The organism is Pseudoalteromonas sp. LC2018020214, assembly GCF_016598755.1.
Classification (GTDB): domain Bacteria; phylum Pseudomonadota; class Gammaproteobacteria; order Enterobacterales; family Alteromonadaceae; genus Pseudoalteromonas; species Pseudoalteromonas distincta.
This window is the reverse complement of record NZ_CP066805.1, coordinates 548,890-568,747: the sequence shown is the minus strand read 5'-3', so window position 1 is coordinate 568,747 and position 19,858 is coordinate 548,890. Positions and strand designations below refer to the sequence as shown.

The window sequence follows — 19,858 nt, the reverse complement described above, 5'->3', positions numbered from 1 at the left end:
CTACCTGCGTTAAAAAATGCTCATTTAGAACAACTAAATAGCGAATTTTTTGCCTAGCTATCAACACGTTTTTCCAGCCTCAAAATAGATCACTTAATTAAGCGAATTGGTATTAAAAATAACCCGGGATTTTCTAAGTGTTCAACCATAGTTAGTTTTCTGAGGCTTAATAAGTAGTCTCTGTCTGAATATGCTGCTTTTATGAATTTAAAAACCATAGTGCTCCCTTGCAACAGCCTTAATGTTTATATTTGTAGAACTAATCAAGATAAGTGCGCAGTATTAAATGTGCAAGCCAAGCTAACAAAGGCAATACTACCAATACCCAAGTGCTTTCCACCAAAGCCCGCCAATAATTCCCCATACACTTAAATTAATAACGCTCATTATAAGGCCCATTACCCACCAGTCTTTTAACGATACATAGCCTGAGCCAAACACTATGGGTGATGTGCCTGTTGCGTAATGCGTTAACGACATCATGAGTGATGAGGCGCCAGCTAACAGTAAACCTAAAAATAAAGGCGGAGCGCCAAGCGCCAAACCTGCAGCGTAAAATGCGGCAAACATAGCAGTAATATGTGCTGTGGTACTGGCAAAAAAGTAATGAGCATAAAAATACACAGCTACCAATATAATAGCCGATACAATCCAGTCAAAGCCCAGTTGCGCAATATTGCTCTCAACAAGTGTTGAAAACCACGTTACCAAACCTAGTTTATTTAAAAAAGTGGCCATCATTACTAATGCTGAAAACCAAACAACGGTATCCCACGCAGACTTTTCTTTAAGTACATCGTCCCAACTTAATACACCAGTGACTAATAAAACCGACAAGCCTAAAAAAGCCACTGTGGTTGTGTTAACTGCGTAGTCAGCCCCTAAAATCATTGCAGGTACGCCGGCCCATAAAATAAGCAGCATGGCAAAAACACCTACCATTATTTTTTCGCCATAACTCATTGGGCCCATTTCAGTTAATTTAGATTCTGCGTAGGTTTTAGCGTCGGGCGTACTTTTAACTTCAGGTGGGTAAATGGCATAAACAACCAAAGGCACAAGGGCAATACATAGCAAACCAGGAACAAGCGCTGCGAGCGCCCACGTACTCCAAGTAATACTAATATTTGCACCAGTAGCATCTGCAATAAGCTTTACAATTAGCGGGTTAGGAGCCGTGGCGGTAATAAACATAGCTGATGTAATAGGGTTTATATGGTAGCTCACTAAAGCAAGGTAGTGCCCAATTTTACGAGAGGTGCCTTCCTCAGGGGACGAGCCAAAGCTTGTTGCTATCGACTTCATAATTGGGTGAATAATAGCGCCGCCTCGCGCGGTATTACTTGGCGTTACAGGTGCTATAACAAGTTCAGAAAGTGCGAGTGCATAGCCAATACCAACTGTTTTTTTACCAAAAAGAGAAATAAAATTATAGCCAATACGATTTCCCAGACCAGTTTTAGCTAAACCCCGAGAAATAATAATAGCAATACCAATCAACCAAATTAATGAATTAGAAAAGCCACTTAATGCATCTTTAATAGCGCCAGATGGGCTGTCATTAGTTACGCCGGTTAACGCAACAGAAGTAATAGCTAAAATAGCAATGGCGCCGATAGGCATTGCTTTACCAATAATGGCAACTACAGTACCAATAAATAAAGCGAGCAAATGCCATGCGTTTTCGGTAACACCTTGCGGAGGCGGTACAGCAAACCAAAGTAGTAAAACAATGGCTATAGAAATCAGTCCAGAGGTAACTCGAATATCAGTACCCTTCATTAAAAATGTCCCTAAGTTTTAGAAATGCATGCATTCTGTTTATTGAAAAGGCGACGTTATTCTACTTCATTTAATAATAAAAAAGATGACGCACATCATATGAATATTAGACTTATTTAATTTTATTAATAAAGAGGAAATAAACTATAAACTAAAGTGATTGATTACATTACCCGATAAGAGCTTACAGTGTGCTTAATTAACTCTGATTTTTAAGAGTTAGCTTGAATTGTTTTATAGGTTCGTAAGGTCTTTATAAACCTCAACGAATACTTGGAAATACAATGAACTTAAAACTAACCAATAACGTGATTACTTTTTTATTAACGACTAGCTTTTTGCTACTTGGCTTGTCGTTTGCGTTAGGATCAAACCCTAATACGTTAACGGCTACGTTTAGTTTTTATGGCGTTGACTCGCTAATGTCTGTATCTGCGTTAGGTTTAATTAGTGGCTCCTTTATGATTGCCTTAGCGTTTGCCACCGTGCTCGCTCGCCTTAAACTAATGAAACCTACGCCAGCACTTTTACTTGCAGCAATTATAAGTTTAGTTGCATTACTTACCTTGTTTGCCAGTAACGGCTGGATGGCTCAACTTGGCGGCTTTCCAATCATTGGTAGCGGGCAGGGCATAATTAAATACTTTGCTGTAGTGCCTTTGTATTTGTTTTTGTTTTATAAAGACAAACTTACCGACAAACAACACGTACTTTTAAACTTTATACCGGTTGCTATGGTTTTATTGTGGATTGGCGGCATGAAGTTTTATGAATTTGAAGCAAAAGGCATTGTAAGTTTAGTAGAAACCTCACCGTTTATGTCGTGGTTATACACGGTATTTAGCGTACAAGGCGCGTCTAACGTGATTGGCGGGTTTGATGTATTATTTGCTGTGTTATTGGGCTTAGGGCTATTTTTAAATAATAAAAAGCTAATTATTGTAAGTGGCTTAGCGTGTTTAAGCGTATTTATGATGACCCAAACATTCTTAATTACCGCCACCGGTGCATTTAGCTCTTCCACTTTATTGGATCGTTTAGGGCAATTTGTAATTAAAGATTTGTGGTATATAGCCAACCTTGTTGTTATTGCTTTTTTAATGGTTTTTAAACCGACTAAATAAAGAGGACGTTATGATCAGTTGCAACCAATACGACTACATCGAAATTGCTTGTATGCACCATTTTAGCATTGAGCTTATATTAAAAAATGGTGATGGTGTATGCGGGATAGCAACTGACACAAAACGCAATGCTAATAGAGACGAATGCATAGTTGTTAGCGTAAATAGCGAGTTGCAACTCATTGTGCTCACTACAATTAGTATACTTAAAGCGCGTGAGGAAAATCCATACTTTGACCATGTGAACTTTGATGTAAAGTAAACACTTTACTCATTCGTTTTTATCATAAATATCTCAGCGAGTCTGTATCAATCAATATGTTTATGGCTCGCTTATCTAACCAATGCTTTAGCTAATTACGTGCTAAATACATAAAGCCAAAATTTTCCTATTACTTTCTTTTATTCTTTACTCGAGTTTTTCCACCGAACAAGTCTAAATGCCAACTATTAAGCGTATAAAAATGCTAAACCAGTATAAGTAAGCCGCAATAAGCCTTAACTAGCGCTTAGTATCCGTGCGTTTGTTATTTATGGTTGTAAAAGGTAGCTACATAAATAAAGCTAACTTACAGAACCTGCTGTTTACATAAACGGCTAGTTTAATTTTGTCCAATAACATTATTAAACGCCGTTTTGGTGAAAAATAACAAAGGGCTTTTTATAACATGCCTAATTACTTGTTTACATTAAAGTTATTTAGTGGAATTATTGAGCTATGTAATATACGCCGTTCTGGGGTGTTATAACCCCCCAAAGTGGTGTCTAATAAGCAGATTAGTTTTAAATCTGACCAAGGAGTAGGAGTAGGTTTCATGAAAAAGCTCATATTACTAAGCAAAACCTCAATATTGTTTTGCTTAGTATCAAGTAGTGCCTTTGCTACGCCTAAGGTAAATATAAATACTGAGTATTACTCAATACATGGTTCAACGGCTAATGAGCTAAGAAATGAAATGAATACTAAAAGCTCTATTAAGCAATCGGGAAACACCTACGATGCTTATACTTCTTGGTTTGTTAATTGGCGCTTTAACTGGAATGAAAGTAATGGTCTGTGCTCTATGACGAGTGTTAAAAGTACTGTCAAAGTTAATTTCACTCTTCCCAAGTGGGAGAATAGTAATAGTGCAGAGGTAAACCTAAAAAAGCGTTGGGCACATTATTACAATGCACTAATTGCTCACGAAAATGGCCATAAAGACTTTGGTATTAATGCAGCTAAAGAGATTGAAAATCGTCTGTCAGTTTTAGCAGCAAAAAATTGCTCTAGTTTAAAAAGTAAAGCCAATAGTCTTGGTAAAAAGATTATTGATAAATACGTAGTGCTTGAAAAAAAGTATGATAAAAATACTAATCATGGAATGAAAAATGGGGCTGTATTCCCATAAAACATAACAGCACGCCCAGAGGTGGACAGCAAGCACCAAAGCTCACTTTTCACCGCAAATTTTAATAGTGGTGTTCCCTTACTTTTTAATGCTGTTAAGTAAGTTTATTCGTCGTAGGGCGTATGTGTTTTCCAGCACCTAAATAGTATTCGTATCCACTTAAATGCCAATGAACTGATGATGGTATTATGAGGCTTTCCTATGGTTTCTTGCTGCCAACTATCATGGTTAATTAACGGTGCTTTAGCCTAAAATAAATAACGCACAGGTAATCCAGCCCATTCTAGAAAGAGTAAAAAAGACAACCATACTAAATTTCCAGTAATACCTCCCAAAATGGCAATTAAAACAATATCAAACACTTCTATATTCTGCGTAAAAATACAGTAATCAATTGAACCAAAATAGGAACTCAGCTATGGTTTGTTTATCAATAAAAAAAATTTAAAAACGAGTTAATCTACAGGCTCGTTATATTGTAATATTCAGAGTTTGCGATTATCAAAGAAGAGAGCCTATGACATTTACTTATAGTTTTGATATAAGCGAATATTCTCCGCATGTTATTCATTTGATGGATTCTGATCAAGCTTACATTGAACAGAAAATTGTAATGATCATTTATGAATCTTTTGTAATCTCTGGTGATGAAGATTATTTGACTGCAAGATTACTTGCTCAAAAAGGTTTGCATAGAGCTTTTTATTGGGCTGCCGCCCAATCGATAGAGAAATATCTTAAAGCACTATTACTTATTAATGGAGAATCAATTCCAACGAAAAGTGGTCATAGTATTGAGAAATTGTTCAACAAAGCAGTGATACTTGATAATGATTTACAAAATATAAGCTTCACCCCGCATCATAATTTAAAAATTAACAAAGAATGTGCTGATTTAATCGAGGTTTTTACTTTAGACAAATTCATTAAAGATATTGATAAGCATGGCTGTGCTGACAATCGATATAATTCATTCGGTGTGGAATTTGATACATCTACACTATTTGCACTGGATAACTTTCTGTTTTATTTAAGAAGTAAAATTGGTGTTCCAGATATATTCAATAGCTTTAATAACATCGATGCAGGTTTAGTAAGCACTTTCAAAGATAACAATCCTTTGTTTTGTGAAGATGAATATTGTCATACTGAAATACCAAGTCAAAAATTTCAAATTAGTTATTCATCTTCAGTAACAGCACTTGATTTTGTTGATTCCAATGAGAACGATCATAGACATAAATATGTATTAACATGGCTAAACAAAAAAATGCAATTACCAAAGTCTATACGAGACAAGTTAAAAAACTAACAAGGCATTTAAAAATAGCTAAAACAGTGGGTTACGATCCACTTCGCTACACAGTATAACCCACAATTTTAGTCCGCTTAATGCGGCGTTAGGAGTATTTCAGTGGTTAAACTTCAAGATTTGCGTGAGTGTTTAAGCCCTGATCTAGATGATAAGCGTAAGACTAGATTTGAGGTTGCATTTAGGAGTCTTGGCTATCAAGACGATTACTGTCGCTATCATTACGAGCAATACATAAAAGAACACAATTTATTTTTTTCTGCAGTTCAAGGTGAACTTAATAATGAGGAAATATTAAACCCTCAATATTACCGAATTGCTTTTGAAGCTCACTGTTTTGCCTTTTTTAGGGCATTCCATGGATTAATTGAATCTATTCCGTACTTGTTAAATTTACTTATTGAAGTAAACAAAGATTCTGAATCCCGTTATTTAAACTGGAATACTATCCTCGTATTCTGCGAAAAATCTAAAAGTCATCAGGATGGTGTAAAGAAAATAAAATCATTAAGGGGATCTGATTCATATCGAGAACTTGAGCATATATCAAATGTGTCGAAACATCGCAGAATTGTTCGGGTTGATAGTGGTTTACTTTCAGAACACTCTAAAGCTAGTTTATGTAAAGATGATCTGGATAAACAGTTTAGAAGCTATGAAATCGAAAAGTTAATGAATACTATATTTGATGAACTTAAACCTCAAGCTATTGAATTAATAAGGTTTTTTATGAAACGCTAAAAAGTACGCACAATACTCTTAACAAGCCGCCCAAGCAGGTCGAATAATAGTTGGTTTTGTTTGCTTCGCTCTCTATTATAACCAACTGTCATTTGCCTCTGAGTGAGGCGTTGAGGCTGTAAAATTACTTTTTTAGAAAACAGCCAGTTTTATGGGTTCTAAATGTATTACCGAATGCTTTAAAAGCGATTAGAGTTAATTAGAGGAACTCGTCTTTTAATTGAATTTGGCTGTTAGAGTTAATCTACAGGCTCGATATATTTCACGGAGGATTTAGGTTGTCATTCCCAACTTTAGAGACAAATCGCTTAAGGTTAGATCAATTATCAAAAGAAGATTCAAATAGTTTGTTTGAGTTGTTCTCGGACAATTCAGTTGTAGAGTATTATGATTTAGAGGCGTTTACTGAACTGTCACAAGCCAGCCATTTAATTGAGTTTTTTAACGCTCGTTTTAAAGAAAACTCAGGTATTCGTTGGGCTATTCGCCTAAAAGAAACAGATCAACTTATAGGTACTTGCGGCTTTAATACTTGGAGTCCTAAAATGAAAAACGCTGTTATTGGATATGATTTACTGCCTAAATATTGGGGTAAGGGTTTTTCCACTGAAGCAGTTCATCGAATAGTTAAAGCCGCATTTTCAGGTGACTTATCTTGCGGTAAACTTAATCGTATTCAAGGCGATACTGTTCTTGGAAACTCTGCATCTGAGTCACTCCTTTTAAAAGTTGGGTTCAAAGAGGAAGGTATAAGGCGTCAAAGTGGTTACTGGAAAAATCAGTTTCACGATCTTAAATGCTTTGGGTTAATTCAGTCCGAGTACTCTGAAATACGCCAAGTTAGGATAATAACAAACAGTTAGCACACTAAATTTCCAGTAATACCTTCCAAAACGTCAATTAAAACAAGACCTAGCCCTCTTTTTATATTCCACGTGAAATACAGTAACGATTGAACCAAAATAGGAACCCAGCTATGGTTTGTTTATCAAAAAAATAAAAAACGAGTTAATCTACAGGCTCATTATTTTTTCGAACATCGAGGATATTTATGGAAATTGAATATATTTGGGGTGTTTTAGCGGTTATTGCAGTTTTATTTATATTAATATTTGGTAACTCAATACCTAAGCATGGCAGCATAACTGAAGGTGATGTTATTGTTGCTTTAAAATCAGGTCATAAAGTTAGAGCAATAAAATATTATAGATCTGTTCATGGTGTAAGTTTGAAAGAAGCTAAAAATGCCATTGAAAAATTAACTTCAAAACTGTAGTGGTCAATAAAATTCAGCCATTAATTGCAAGTTTTAAAAGTGGTGAGCCTCTTCGTTTTCCACCACCTAAATACAACCCTTATCCATTTGAATACCAGCGATCTAATAATCAATTGCGCTATCCCCGCTTATTTCACTTCAGCGATATCATCAAACGTGCCGCCCCATAAACAAATTAACTAAGAGTCAAATAACAATATTTTAGTAAACGCGAGTTCATATTACGTCACGTAATATCCATACAGAACTTTAAGTTAAACATACGTTCGTGCAGCGTTCCCATTTTTATTTGACTCAATTTATTGGATATTCTTTTTATGAAATTAAAGTTATTTATCGCAATTATTTTTAGCACTTCGATGTCGTCTTACGCGACAGAAGCAGTAGATAAAACGGAGTTTTCATTCGAAGACTTAAAAGCCTTAGCAAAAGCCTCAGCCGAAAAGCCCTATACGCCAACTAAGGTGCCAGCGCCGGAGTTAATCGATAAAATTACGTATGACGAACATTGGAAAATACGCTTTAAAGAAGATGAAACCTTATACCCAAGTGGAAAAAAGGCACCTGTACAATTATTTTATCCTGGGCGATATTTTCCTGAGCCAGTAAGTATTTACATCAGAGACGATAAAAATCAGGTACAAAATGTACCTTTTAGTAATGATGTTTTTGATATGCCTGATGACAGCCCAGCTCACGATCTCCCAGAAGGGTTTGGATTTGCAGGCTTTAGAATAATGCGCCCAGATATGAAACCAGATTGGATATCTTTTTTAGGCGCGTCTTATTTTCGTACCGACGGGCCAGAGGGGCAATATGGACTGTCGGCTCGAGGTATTGCAATTAATACGGGCATGAATCAGCCAGAAGAATTTCCGCGCTTTTCTGCATTTTGGATTGGCCCCGCAGAGAAAAAAGGTGAAAGTGTGTCTGTTTGGGCATTGCTTGAAGGGCCTTCTATCACTGGTGCTTATCGATTTGGTTTAAGTAAAGATAACAAAGAAGCCAAAGGCCATATTACCTCTGTAACGGCTAATTTGTATATGCGCGCCGATGTTGAACGCTTAGGCGTGGCACCGTTAACCAGTATGTATTGGTACTCACAAAAAGATAAAACAGAAGCTAAAGATTGGCGCCCAGAAATTCACGACAGCGATGGCCTGGCGATCCACACAGGAACGGGTCAATACGTTTGGCGCCCATTAAATAATCCTCAGTCGGTGTCGACCAATAGCTTTATTGATGAGAACCCAAAAGGGTTTGGTTTAATCCAAAGAGATCGTGACTTTAATAACTACCAAGACGATGGCGTATTTTACAATAAGCGTTCATCAGCGTGGATTAAACCTACTGACGATTGGGGAAAAGGCGCAGTACAGTTAATCGAAATTCCTACAAAAGATGAAACGTTCGACAATATTGTTGCCTATTGGGTGCCCGAAAAAGAGGCGCGCAAAGGTGATGAGTTTACCTTTTCTTATGATATTGAATGGCGTCCACTCGATCCAAAATCAAAAACGCTTGCAAGCGTTGTAAATACTCGCCAAGGCTTAGGCGGAATTCCCGGCCAGCCTATTCCAGAAGGCGTTAACAAAATGGTGATTGATTTTGAAGGTCCAGTATTTAAAGGCTTAGATAACAAAAGTGGTATAAAGCCGATTGTTGAAGCCAGCAACGGTGAAATACTAGAACCTATTGGAGTTTATCCGGTAGTTGGTACAAACCAATGGCGATTAGCGTTTGACTACAAACAAGCTAACAACAATCCGGTGAATATACGCGCGTATTTAGTTGATAAAAATGATGAAGCTATAACTGAAACATGGGTAAGTGATGCAAAGGTTACGATTAAATAAGCCCTTAAATAAGCATTAAAGTAAAACGGGTGGCTATATTTTGATTTTCTGTCAATTATAGCCACCATAATGTCTTTTAAAACGCCAATCAAAACACCATTAAAACTCCCTTTTATATCCCACGTAAAATACAGTAATCGATTGAATCAAAATATGAACTCGGCTATGGTTTGTTTATCAATAAAAATAAAAAAACGAGTTAACCTGCAGCTTGTTAGCTGTTTCGAGGGATTGTATGTTTTTTTTGAGTGAATTATTTTGTTGGGAGCGAGGCCGACAAAAATCAGGCTACGATAAAATGTTGATTTGTGGTGCTACGTGGCCAATTAAATTTGATACATATTTGCTTAAATTCCCACAAGGAAGTGAAATAGCACCACACACAGACAAAGTTGAATCTGGTAAACACTATCGATTGAATATAGTGCTTAAAAAAGCAGATTTGGGTGGTGAGTTTATTTGCAGTGATCCGATATTTGAAACAAAGCGGGTTAAGCTATTCCGCCCTGATGTAAGTGAGCATCAGGTATCAAAAGTTATAAAAGGTAATAGATATTTACTCAGCATTGGGTGGATAAAAGGGAGCTCTAAATGCTAGATTTAAGACCTAATTGTGAATGTTGTGATAAGAATCTACCTGCACAGTCCACAGAGGCTTTTATTTGTTCATTTGAATGCACATTTTGTTCTGGCTGTGCTCAAACGGTATTAAATAACGTGTGCCCAAACTGCTCAGGTAATTTGGTTCAGCGGCCAATTCGCCCTTTGGCTGCACTAAAAAATTACCCAGCATCGACTAAACGAGTATTAAAAGAAAGTGGTTGTGCGCCAAACACATAAGAACACAAAGTATAATAATTACATTTCTGGGTATGGAGATCTGATGAGAAAATCCTTTGAATTTACTGTTAAGTCAATCAAAGTTAAAATAATTAACACTTGGTTTAGTGGTGCTAAATTATATGTGAATGGTGACTTACGAGATACTGACAAAACTTTGTTAGCTATTAGAAATAATACTTTACTATCTGCAAATTTAGGTGAGTTGGGTGTTCTAGAAATCAAGCCATTATCGGGTTTAATTACCGTCGAAATGGATGCATATTTGGTTAATGGTACAAACATTCAACATGTATATAGCTCACATAAACGCCTTAGCCTAAAAGAGCAAAGGGCAGCCCGATAAAGCTACTCTAAATAACGTATATTCCTGCATTTACCTGCCTTCAGTAATAACCTCCAAATGACTTTAAGGAGGTTTAAGCCCCTAAGCATACCAAGTTAATATACTTGGTTTACTCGATTACCTTAAATCAATCACACTCTTTCACATAAAGTAAAAGCGCGCTGTACATTACACTGAGTGCCTTTATTACATCGCTGTCGATAACCGCTTCTGCTGGGTGATGACTTATACCGCCAGGGCTGCGTATAAACAACATGCCAACGGGGCAAATTGGAGCGATTGCCATTGCATCGTGCCCTGCGCCTGAGGCAAGTGAAGGTGATGCTTGGTTATTGAGTTTACATGCGCTTGAAAATAAATGCTGAATAGTGGTGTCGCACGCTACGGCATCGGCGGCATGCGTCCATTGCCAATCAAGCGTTAAATTGCGTTTGCTTGCTATAGATTGTGCGCTGCTTTGTATGGCACTTAATAAGTTAGCGAGATCGGTGTCGCTTTGTGCGCGTGCGTCTAGGCTTATGGTTGTTTTACCTGCAATCACGTTTGTAGCCCCAGGGCGAGACTGTATTTGCCCAACGGTGGCAACTTCGCCATTTTTAGCATTACTTGCTAGTTTTTCAATTTCGGTTACTAATTCAGCGCAGCCTGCTAGTGAATCTTGCCTCAAGTTCATAGGGGTTGTACCCGCATGACCGCTTTGGCCTGTTAGGGTAAGCATAGCGCGTTTAGCACCTGCTATAGCCGTTACTACTCCCAGCGCCTGATTAACCGATTCGAGTACAGGACCTTGTTCAATATGAGTTTCCCAGTAACCTAGTAATTCGTTTTTGTTTAGTGCGGCCTTTGCGTAGTCGTTAGGGTTTAGGCCAAAGTCGAGCATGGCTTGGCGCATAGTTATGCCGTTTGTGTCTTCAATGTTTAGCCACTGTGGGTCAAATTCGTTAGCGAGGGCTTTTGAGCCAATTAAAGTGGTGGCAAAGCGGGTGCCTTCTTCATCGCAAAAGCCCACTACATCTAAATGAAAGGGCAGGTCGAGCTTTAACTTATTTGCAAGCGCTGCAATTTCTATCCCCAGTAGTACACCTAAAATACCATCAAACGCACCTGCGTTTGGTACGGTGTCTAGGTGCGATCCTATAATTAAACGTTTAGCATGGGGGTTTGATGATTTTAGTCGTCCCCAAAGGTTGCCCACTTCGTCTTGCCACGATTGCATGCCTGCCTCAACCATCCACGATGCAGTAACAGCGTTACACTCTTTGTGCTCTTTTGATAAGTACACGCGGTGAATACCGCCTTGCATTTGCGATAGTGCGCAGAGGGTTTTACAGCGAGATAAAGCGCGTGTTGCGTATTCATCAGCAAGTTCTTTATCTAATAAAGGGCTGTGTTGTGGGCTTACAATCGTCATGCTAAATCCTTTTTTTATTTATAGTGAGCAAGGGCGGCAATGGCGGCTTCGCCTTTAGGGCCTTTGTAACCGTTGGCATGCAAGCAAGCGTCTAGGCTGGCAAGTGTTTGTAATACAGCATCTTTTCGGGCGTTGTAGCCCATAGTGCCAATACGCCAAATTTTGCCATGCAGTGGCCCAAACGAGGTGCCAATTTCTATTCCAAAATCGGTTAGCATTTGTCCGCGTACGTGATCGGCATTAATGCCCTCGGGTATATACACACCTAGTACGTTGTTCATTTTATGTGTTAAATCACCAAATACATTTAAGCCGAGCGCTTGAATGCCTGTTAGCATGGCATCGCCATGTAATTTGTGGCGCGCTACGCAGTTATCCACGCCTTCTTCAATGACTATGCGGGCGCATTCTGAGGCGCAATACAGCATGCTGGTGGCTTCGGTATGATGATTTAGGCGCTCTTCGCCCCAGTAATTCATGATCATGCCTAAATCAAAATAGTTTGAGCGTACAAAGGGCTCTGTGCCGTCGGTATGGTCGGCCGTGCGAATACCTGCCTCTACCTTTTTGCGTTTTTGGATCCAATCGGCGCATTTATCGCTTAGTGTTAATGGCGCAGACCCAGAAGGACCGCCTAAACATTTTTGCAGGCCAACCGAAAGTGCATCGAGTTTCCATTCATCGGCAGGAAGTTCGTTACCCACAATAGATGCGGTAGCATCACAATAAAATAGTACATCGTGCTTTTGGCAAATATCGCCAATATGCTCAAGAGGTTGGTTCATGGTGGTGGATGTATCGCCCTGTACCATAGCAAGTACATGGGGTTTTACATCAACAATGGCTTTTTCGATTTGCTCTGGCGTAAACACTTCGCCCCACGGTACTTCTATTGTGTGCACCTTTGCGCCAACGCGTTCTGCTATTTCAGCAAGTAGGTGGCCAAAGCGCCCCATAATTGGCACAAGTACTTTATCGCCTGGGCGTAAAATTGAGCATAATACGGCTTCAATCCCTGCGCGCGATGTGCCATCTATTAGCATGGTCCATTCGTTTTTGGTTTTAAAAATTTCGCGGTAACGTGCCATGGTTTCGTTCATAAAACCGGTCATTACTGGGTCGTATTGGCCTATAAGCTGCGCCGACATAGCACGTAAAACACGAGGGTCGGCATTAATTGGGCCTGGTCCCATTAATAAACGCTGTGGTGGGTTTAAGGTTTGAACTTGCGTGTTATTAAACATATTTTAGGCTCCCAGAGTCTGAATAAGCATGCGTATGCCGGTTATCATTAATACAACGGCAAAGGCGCGTTTTAGTTGTTTTTGATCCAGCTTGCTACCAATTTTTACGCCAATAGGCGCAAATAAAATAGTCAGCGGAATAATAAGAAAAAAGGCAGGGAGGTTAACCAACCCCCACGTACCTAGGGGAGCATCGGTTGGCGTTGTGCCAATACTTAATAAGGTAATAACGCCAGGTAGTGCAATCAATAAACCAAAAACGGCCGCAGTACCTACAGCAACATGGGCGCGTACATTAAATGCGTTTAGCATCGGTACGCCAATAGTACCGCCACCTATGCCAATCATTACCGACAAACCACCTACAATACTTGCCATAACGCCTTGACCAAATTTTCCTGGCAGTTGTTTTACAAGCGCGGGTGCGCCGGCTCTAAATAGCATGTTTAAACTGACTAAAATAGCAATACAGGCAAACATAAGTACCAGTGCATTACCGCGTATTGAGTGCGCTAAGTAGCTGCCTACAACGGCCATAACTAAAATAAATGGTGCCCAGTATTTTATTAGCGCAAGGTCAATATTCCCTTTGCTATGATGCGAGCGAATAGATGAAAGCGAAGTAGGTACTATGGTTGCAAGTGATGTAGCGGTGGCTATCATCATTGCCGACTCTGGGCTTACGCCAAAACCTTGCAGTAAAAAATACAGCACAGGGACGATAACAATACCGCCGCCTACACCAAAAAGTCCTGCTAAAATACCGGCAAAAATACCGGTTGCTATTAAGGCTACTATAATTGGCCATTGATTTATTATTTCTGACATTGTGTTCCTGCTGTAGTTACTGTTGCACGTCCATCTGAACGAGGATCTGTTGCAGCTTCAAGGCTTGTAGGTGTATCTAAAATAGCCCCAGCGTGCCCCATCATTTCGTTATTATTATCAACGCTTACCCAATCGTGGTCACGTTGATTTAATTCATGTTCTATATGAAAAACTAACTCTTTTTCAATTTTTAAATTTGTACTTGTATCGCCCCATGTACGTCCAAGTAACCAACGAGGGTCGCTAATCGCTTGTTTTATTGATTTATTTCGCCATGCGTAGCCTGCAAAAACAGCGGCTTGAGTTTGTGGCTGCCCTTCACCGCCCATTGTTCCGTAAGCAAGTCGACGACCATCGCTAAACTTTGCCAGTGCTGGGTTAAGTGTATGAGCGGGCTTTTTATTTGGCGCAAGGGCATTATTATTGTTACTCGCAACAATATCTTGATTGTTTAAACTAAAGCTTAAACCACGGTTATTCCACACAAAGCCGCCTTCACTCATTAATATTCCGCTGCCAAATTCCCAGTAAATACTTTGAATAAAGCTGACTAATTGCCCGTTTTTATCTCTGGCTGCCATCCACACAGTATCGCCAGGCTCTGCGTTAAATGGCCATTTTTTGGCTTTACTCATATCAATATTGTTAGCAAGTTCGCCTAAGCGATTATCGGTTAGTGCGTTTTTATAATCGTCTCCTAATGCTTCAGGGTCAGCCCAAAGGGTAGGGCGATGGGTAAAGCTTTGTTTAGTTGCCTCAACAATTAAATGTGTCCAGTCGGCATCGGTTTTAGCTAAATGCTTTAACTTATTTACGGCACCAATTATTTGTAGTGAATGCACGCCCTGTGTTGGCGCGGGTAAGTTGTAGCAATCAATACCACTGAGGTTTGCATTTAGCGCAGTAACTACCTCGGCTTTAGTATTTGCAATGTCACCTGCGGTGATTGAGCTGCCTGCTTTTGCTAAGTCGGCGGCAAATGAGTTGGCAAGTGCGCCTTCATAAAATGCGTTTAAACCATGCTTTGCTAGGTATTCAAACGTTGCTGCAAGTTTAGGATTTTTAAAATGCTGGCCTGCTTGTAAGGGCTTGCCATTGGGTATGTAGAGGTTTTTAAACGCGTCATTGGTATTGTTAGCAGCGGCTAGCTTTTCGCAGCCTGCTTGCAGGCTTTTTGTAACGGTAAAGCCCTCGCGCGCAAGTTCAATAGCGGGTGCTAAAATTTGTGACAGTGGTAGTGCCGCATGCTCATCTAGTTCAAGCGCTTTTTGCCAGCCGCGTATTGTGCCCGCTTGAGTAAGTGCGCTTAATCCGCCGCGCTCTGGTATTTGCGTGAGCGTGTTATAGGGCGTTGTATTAGTTGCTGCGCGGCCGCAGGCGTCAATAGCAGTGGGCGTTTTTTGATTTGGGTTATCGATAAGCCAAAAGCTGTCGCCACCAATTGAGTTCATATGTGGGTATACAACGCTAATAGCAGCGGCAGCCGCTACCATAGCCTCGGTAGCTGTACCGCCTTGTTTTAGTATATTTATACCCGCCTCAGTGGCCGAAAAATGAGACGCGGTAAATGCAATGTTGTGTGTGGTCATGCCGGTGTGTCCTGTTTAAAGTGTGCAGCTAGGTGCTTAACGCAAGCAAGTAGGCTTTTATCGTTACCGTGGCTCATCATTAATGAAAAACCATACGGATGATCATTTGCTAAATCAGCCAGCGGTAAATGCACTTGCGCTGAGCCACTAAGCCCTGCAATTGCCGAAAGCGTAATAATTTGCATGCGTAAGGCGCTTGTGTCGGCGCCTAATTTAGGTGCGGTTGTAGGTGTGGTTGGCAAAAATAAACAGCTGTTTGTATTTAGGTTTTTAGCTATTAGTGTTTGCCATTGGGTTTGTACTTTTAGTGCTTCTTGTTCTTCTTGATCAGTTAGGGCAAGCGCCATATTAAAACGTGCCGCAATTGCTGGAGCAAACTGGGGAAGTTGCCCCTGCAATTGAAGCCAATCTTTATGCGTTTTTGCGATTGCTCGCCCTTGCAGTACTCTAAAACTATCAGCAAGTTCATTTAATAAGCTGCTGTTAGGTAGTTCAAATTCTTTATGGTGCTTAAAATTAGGCTTGGTTTTTTCAAGCAATTGTTTAAGTGGGGCTTGTAAAGCAGAGTCAACGAGTTCAAATAACGGCTCACAAATAACTAAGGTATCAACGTTATTAATAGCTTGATTTGGTAGCAGTACATTACCTACATCGCTTAATAGCTCGGCGCTTTGGGTAAGCCAACCTATGGTATCAAAAGGGGGAGCCAACGGTATTAGGCCGTCTTTTTCAATCACGTTATGGCTTGGCCTTATGCCATATAAACCACAATAGCTGGCGGGTATTCTAATTGAGCCGCCGGTGTCGGTGCCTAAGCCAATATCAGCTAAGTTAGCAGCAACTGCAGCAGCAGACCCCATACTCGAACCACCGCAAGCATGCCCTTTTAATTTAGGATTTTGCGCAGCGCCATAATGTATATTATTACCCTCTAAGCTATAAGCCAGTTCGTCAGTATGGGTAAAGCCTATAAAGTTACAACCAGCGGTCATGAGCTTATTAACCGAGCTTGCCGTATTTTGAGCCGGTTTAGCTGTTTTAAACCAGTGTGGGTTGCCTGCGCTGTTACGCTCGCCCTTTACTGCAAATACATCTTTTACAGCTAAGCGATTGTTTGCAAGCACTCCAGACTGGCTTGTTTGCCGCAGGGTAGGACCGTGATTGCAAAATATACCTTTGTTGTTTTTTTTATCACTCATTTGCAGCTCATTATTATAAAACTGACCAAGTACTTACTTATTAAGTTAAGAGTGATTAAAAAGCGGGCTGGTTATTATTATTATGAATACCAATTTTATTAAAAACATGATCATTCTATCGGATTAAATAGCGCACTCACTGCGTCATTTTCTTCGCGTTATAATAGATCACTAATTTAATGTAATTGGTATAACTCCGCTTTTTAATCGGTAGTTTTGATTTTATAGTGCTTAGACTAAGCAAGAGGAATGCCATAAATTAAAATCCTGTCCAACTGGTCAGGATTTGGTGGGTTGTATGAGATTTGTAAATGTGGGCTGTAGAAATAGTGAGATTAAAATGAGCTAAAACAAACCAATTTGGTGCGCAGATGCACCAAGTTGGTCTTTATTTATATGGTTTTGAGTGCTAAATAAGGGGCGTTTTACTGATGATTAAACCGTTAATATCGGCGTAAACCCAATCGTTAGGTTCAATAGTGGTGCTAAGCATGGTAACAGCTTGGTTTTTATCACCAAAGCCGCGCTTTAAGGTACTACGCGGTGTAGAGCCTAGCGCCATTACAGGTAAGTTCATCGTGGCGAGTATTTCTATATCTCGGCAACAACCATTTATTATTACGCCTTCCCAGCCATTACTTAAGGCACGCTCGGCCATAATATCGCCTATAAACGCAAAGCGTTTGCTCGCAAACCCGTTTATAACCAATACTTTACCTTCACCATTTTCATGCAATATATCGGCGGCAAAAGAGTTGTCTTCTGGGCAGGTAACGGTAACTACTTTGCCATAAAACGTGGTTTTTTTACCAAAGTGATAAAGGCCGCTGTCTGCTACTTGTACGTTATCGCGATGATCGTCAAATAAATCGGGTGTAGTAAAGGATGTCATGGGTTAAGTCTCACTTTGCTCAGGTATTTTAAGACCAATACCTTTTAAAATTATGTGGGCAATTGATTGCGTAATTTGTGCCACATCGGTTTCGTCGTACTCTAATTTGTTCATTACGAGTAAAACCTCAGCCTGAAAGTCGGCGTAATATTGTGTGGTAGACCAAATAGTAAAGAGCAAATGGTAGGGGTCAACCTTATCCATTTTATCTGCGTCCATCCATGCTTGAAGTACATCAACCTTTTGTTTAACCCAAGGGCGGGTATTGGTTCTAAAGTAGTTTTGTAAATAGGGTGCACCGCGCAGTATTTCACTGGCAAATAAGCGAGATTGCATTGGCTGATTTACGGCCAGTATTACTTTGCTTTTAATATAGTTATAAAGCACGGTAGCTGGATCGTCGTTAATTGTGACGTTATCGAGCCCTAAGTTCCAATTAGCTATTATGCGGTCAATCACAGACTCGTACAGACCATCTTTACTTTTAAAGTAATACAAAATATTAGCTTTTGGCACCTGCGCTTCTTTAGCAACCATGCTCATACTTGCTCCGTCGTAACCTAATTGCGAAAACAATTGCTCGGCGGCATCTAAAATTAGTTTTTGGTTTTTCTCGCGTGTCACTTCTTTTTTATTTGGTTTTATTTGTGTGGTCATTATTGAGTTTGCGTGTTTAACGTATTGATTGATTGTAGCTTTACTGACCAAAAGGTCAATTACTAAAAAGGGTGAATGCTAAAAACAAACGAGAGGTTTAAGCTATTAACTTTAGGGTCTGTTGAACTTTGCGGATTAAAATTTGTTCAAACTAGGGGCTATTTAATCGCGGCGCGAGATTTGTAACCTAGTGGGCTAAGTAAAAACCGAGCAACAAAGAGTAAGTAGCCCCTAGGAAGAACCCTTTGGGCAGCGCCTGTTTGGCATTAATGCTACGTTATCGCCAATTAATGGGGAATAACCACACTATATAGGCTCTGCCTTGCCTAAATACCAAACAGACTGCTGCAAATTTAACCTTGAAAGATCAACAGACCCTTATTGTTTAATTAAATAATTACTGTTAGTTTAGTTTCAAATTTACGAGTAGTACTTTAGGTTTAATATGGAGTTTTTAAGCAAAAATAAATACACGCTTTATGGAGTCGCGGCCATATTACTGTGGAGTTGCTTAGTTGCATTACTACGAGATATTTCTGAGTTGTTTAGCCCCATTGGTGGTGCGGCGGCTATGTATTCTGCCAGTGCGATATTTTTAATTTTGGTTATGGGAGTGCCCAAGTTTAGTGGGTTTTCAAAACGTTACTTGGTAATAGGTACTTTATTATTTGTATCGTACGAAATTTGTTTGGCGTTTTCTATTGGTATGGCAAATAGCCGTCATCAGGCAATGGAAATGGCGGTTATTAATTATTTATGGCCCACGCTGACTATACTGCTCTCTATTATTATTGGCCGTAAAAAAGTAAATTTCTGGGTTTACCCAAGCATGATCATTGCTTTTTTAGGCGTTGCTTGGTGTATTACGGGCGATCAAAAAATGTCACTCGATACGCTTGTTACTAACTTTGCTGATAATCCTGCTACTTACTTAATGGCATTAGCTGCAGCGTTTATATGGGCTATTTATTGCGTAGTAACGCAAAAGCTGAGTAATGGTAAAAATGCCATTACGTTATTTTTTGCTGTTACGGCAATGAGTTTGTGGGCGCAATATGGTTTTAGTAATGAAGCGCCATTAACGTTTTCACTCAGCTCAAGCATAACGTTGCTATTAGCTGGTGTAGTCGTGGGGAGCGGTTATGCACTTTGGAATCAAGCTATTATTGGCGGTAACTTAATGCTTTTGGGAACGCTTTCGTACTTTACACCGGTGTTTTCTACTATTATTTCGGCGTTGTATTTATCTATTACGCTGAGCGCTTCGTTTTGGCAAGGGGTTGTACTGGTAACAGTGGGCTCGCTAATTTGCTACTTTGTAACGCGAGAAAAGCCACAAAGGTTAAGTGTTAAAGTCTAGAGTCGTTGTT

20 protein-coding genes and 1 pseudogene are annotated in these 19,858 nt (G+C 39.6%); 12 read left to right on the top strand and 9 right to left on the bottom strand.

Annotated elements, in window-relative coordinates; genetic code table 11:
- Positions 1-315: 315 nt before the first annotated feature.
- Positions 316-1,782: a DASS family sodium-coupled anion symporter gene (locus JG479_RS18925; RefSeq protein WP_200220421.1), complete on the bottom strand. Its 1,467-nt coding sequence runs from the start codon at positions 1,780-1,782 to the stop codon at positions 316-318.
- A 284-nt stretch (positions 1,783-2,066) separates the two neighbouring features.
- On the opposite strand from JG479_RS18925, the gene JG479_RS18920 reads away from it, so the two are divergent.
- The 3 genes from JG479_RS18920 to JG479_RS18910 all read left to right on the top strand — a co-directional run bounded on the left by JG479_RS18920 (position 2,067) and on the right by JG479_RS18910 (position 4,297).
- Positions 2,067-2,906: a DUF417 family protein gene (locus JG479_RS18920; protein ID WP_200220420.1), complete on the top strand. Its 840-nt coding sequence runs from the start codon at positions 2,067-2,069 to the stop codon at positions 2,904-2,906.
- A 10-nt stretch (positions 2,907-2,916) separates the two neighbouring features.
- Positions 2,917-3,168, top strand: a complete 252-nt coding sequence (locus JG479_RS18915; protein WP_200220419.1) for a Rho-binding antiterminator — start codon at positions 2,917-2,919, stop codon at positions 3,166-3,168.
- Between the two features lie 553 nt (positions 3,169-3,721).
- Positions 3,722-4,297 carry a DUF922 domain-containing Zn-dependent protease gene (locus tag JG479_RS18910; RefSeq protein ID WP_149603516.1) on the top strand — a complete coding sequence of 192 codons (576 nt, stop codon included), beginning with the start codon at positions 3,722-3,724 and terminating at the stop codon, positions 4,295-4,297.
- Between the two features lie 44 nt (positions 4,298-4,341).
- Here the strand turns inward: JG479_RS18910 and JG479_RS20295 are convergent.
- Positions 4,342-4,587 (bottom strand): annotated as a pseudogene (locus JG479_RS20295) (IS110 family transposase); the annotation flags it as partial.
- Positions 4,588-4,814: 227 nt separating this feature from the next.
- On the opposite strand from JG479_RS20295, the gene JG479_RS18900 reads away from it, so the two are divergent.
- The 8 genes from JG479_RS18900 (at position 4,815) to JG479_RS18865 (ending at position 10,668) form a co-directional block, all read left to right on the top strand.
- Positions 4,815-5,609, top strand: a complete 795-nt coding sequence (locus tag JG479_RS18900; protein WP_200220418.1) for a HEPN domain-containing protein — start codon at positions 4,815-4,817, stop codon at positions 5,607-5,609.
- Positions 5,610-5,711: 102 nt separating this feature from the next.
- Positions 5,712-6,350 carry a hypothetical protein gene (locus JG479_RS18895; protein ID WP_200220417.1) on the top strand — a complete coding sequence of 213 codons (639 nt, stop codon included), beginning with the start codon at positions 5,712-5,714 and terminating at the stop codon, positions 6,348-6,350.
- A 278-nt stretch (positions 6,351-6,628) separates the two neighbouring features.
- Complete coding sequence (locus JG479_RS18890) at positions 6,629-7,213, top strand: GNAT family N-acetyltransferase (protein WP_024596159.1); 585 nt, start codon at positions 6,629-6,631, stop codon at positions 7,211-7,213.
- 188 nt (positions 7,214-7,401) lie between these two features.
- A complete protein-coding gene (locus JG479_RS18885) occupies positions 7,402-7,626 on the top strand; it encodes a hypothetical protein (RefSeq protein ID WP_200220416.1) in 225 nt (74 codons plus the stop codon).
- A gap of 317 nt (positions 7,627-7,943) precedes the next feature.
- Positions 7,944-9,482 (top strand): glucan biosynthesis protein, encoded by a 1,539-nt coding sequence (locus JG479_RS18880; protein ID WP_200220415.1) that lies wholly within the window; start codon positions 7,944-7,946, stop codon positions 9,480-9,482.
- A gap of 235 nt (positions 9,483-9,717) precedes the next feature.
- On the top strand, positions 9,718-10,080 hold the full coding sequence (locus tag JG479_RS18875; protein WP_200220414.1) for a 2OG-Fe(II) oxygenase: 363 nt from the start codon (positions 9,718-9,720) through the stop codon (positions 10,078-10,080).
- Positions 10,074-10,322 (top strand): DUF1272 domain-containing protein, encoded by a 249-nt coding sequence (locus JG479_RS18870; protein ID WP_165729010.1) that lies wholly within the window; start codon positions 10,074-10,076, stop codon positions 10,320-10,322. The genes JG479_RS18875 and JG479_RS18870 overlap by 7 nt, the downstream gene beginning before the upstream one ends.
- 43 nt (positions 10,323-10,365) lie before the next feature.
- Positions 10,366-10,668 (top strand): hypothetical protein, encoded by a 303-nt coding sequence (locus tag JG479_RS18865; protein WP_024596154.1) that lies wholly within the window; start codon positions 10,366-10,368, stop codon positions 10,666-10,668.
- Positions 10,669-10,795: 127 nt separating this feature from the next.
- On the opposite strand, the gene JG479_RS18860 is transcribed toward JG479_RS18865, so the two are convergent.
- The 7 genes from JG479_RS18860 to JG479_RS18830 all read right to left on the bottom strand — a co-directional run bounded on the left by JG479_RS18860 (position 10,796) and on the right by JG479_RS18830 (position 18,488).
- The gene (locus JG479_RS18860) at positions 10,796-12,079 is read right to left on the bottom strand and encodes an allantoate amidohydrolase (RefSeq protein ID WP_200220413.1); all 1,284 of its coding nucleotides are present in this window, start codon (positions 12,077-12,079) and stop codon (positions 10,796-10,798) included.
- Between the two features lie 14 nt (positions 12,080-12,093).
- The gene (locus tag JG479_RS18855) at positions 12,094-13,323 is read right to left on the bottom strand and encodes a pyridoxal-phosphate-dependent aminotransferase family protein (RefSeq protein ID WP_182736717.1); all 1,230 of its coding nucleotides are present in this window, start codon (positions 13,321-13,323) and stop codon (positions 12,094-12,096) included.
- A 3-nt stretch (positions 13,324-13,326) separates the two neighbouring features.
- A complete protein-coding gene (locus tag JG479_RS18850; protein WP_007378545.1) occupies positions 13,327-14,151 on the bottom strand; it encodes a sulfite exporter TauE/SafE family protein in 825 nt (274 codons plus the stop codon).
- On the bottom strand, positions 14,139-15,740 hold the full coding sequence (locus JG479_RS18845; protein ID WP_200220412.1) for a gamma-glutamyltransferase family protein: 1,602 nt from the start codon (positions 15,738-15,740) through the stop codon (positions 14,139-14,141). Before JG479_RS18845 ends, JG479_RS18850 begins: the two co-directional genes overlap by 13 nt.
- Positions 15,737-16,939, bottom strand: coding sequence for an amidase family protein (locus JG479_RS18840; RefSeq protein ID WP_200220411.1), 1,203 nt, complete (start codon positions 16,937-16,939; stop codon positions 15,737-15,739). Before JG479_RS18840 ends, JG479_RS18845 begins: the two co-directional genes overlap by 4 nt.
- 409 nt (positions 16,940-17,348) lie before the next feature.
- Positions 17,349-17,831 carry a putative 4-hydroxy-4-methyl-2-oxoglutarate aldolase gene (locus JG479_RS18835; RefSeq protein WP_165740670.1) on the bottom strand — a complete coding sequence of 161 codons (483 nt, stop codon included), beginning with the start codon at positions 17,829-17,831 and terminating at the stop codon, positions 17,349-17,351.
- Positions 17,832-17,834: 3 nt separating this feature from the next.
- The gene (locus JG479_RS18830; RefSeq protein WP_004334664.1) at positions 17,835-18,488 is read right to left on the bottom strand and encodes a TetR/AcrR family transcriptional regulator; all 654 of its coding nucleotides are present in this window, start codon (positions 18,486-18,488) and stop codon (positions 17,835-17,837) included.
- 445 nt (positions 18,489-18,933) lie between these two features.
- Here JG479_RS18830 and yddG point away from each other — a divergent pair, with 445 nt between their 5' ends.
- The gene (gene yddG, locus JG479_RS18825; RefSeq protein WP_200220410.1) at positions 18,934-19,848 is read left to right on the top strand and encodes an aromatic amino acid DMT transporter YddG; all 915 of its coding nucleotides are present in this window, start codon (positions 18,934-18,936) and stop codon (positions 19,846-19,848) included.
- Positions 19,849-19,858: the final 10 nt, after the last annotated feature.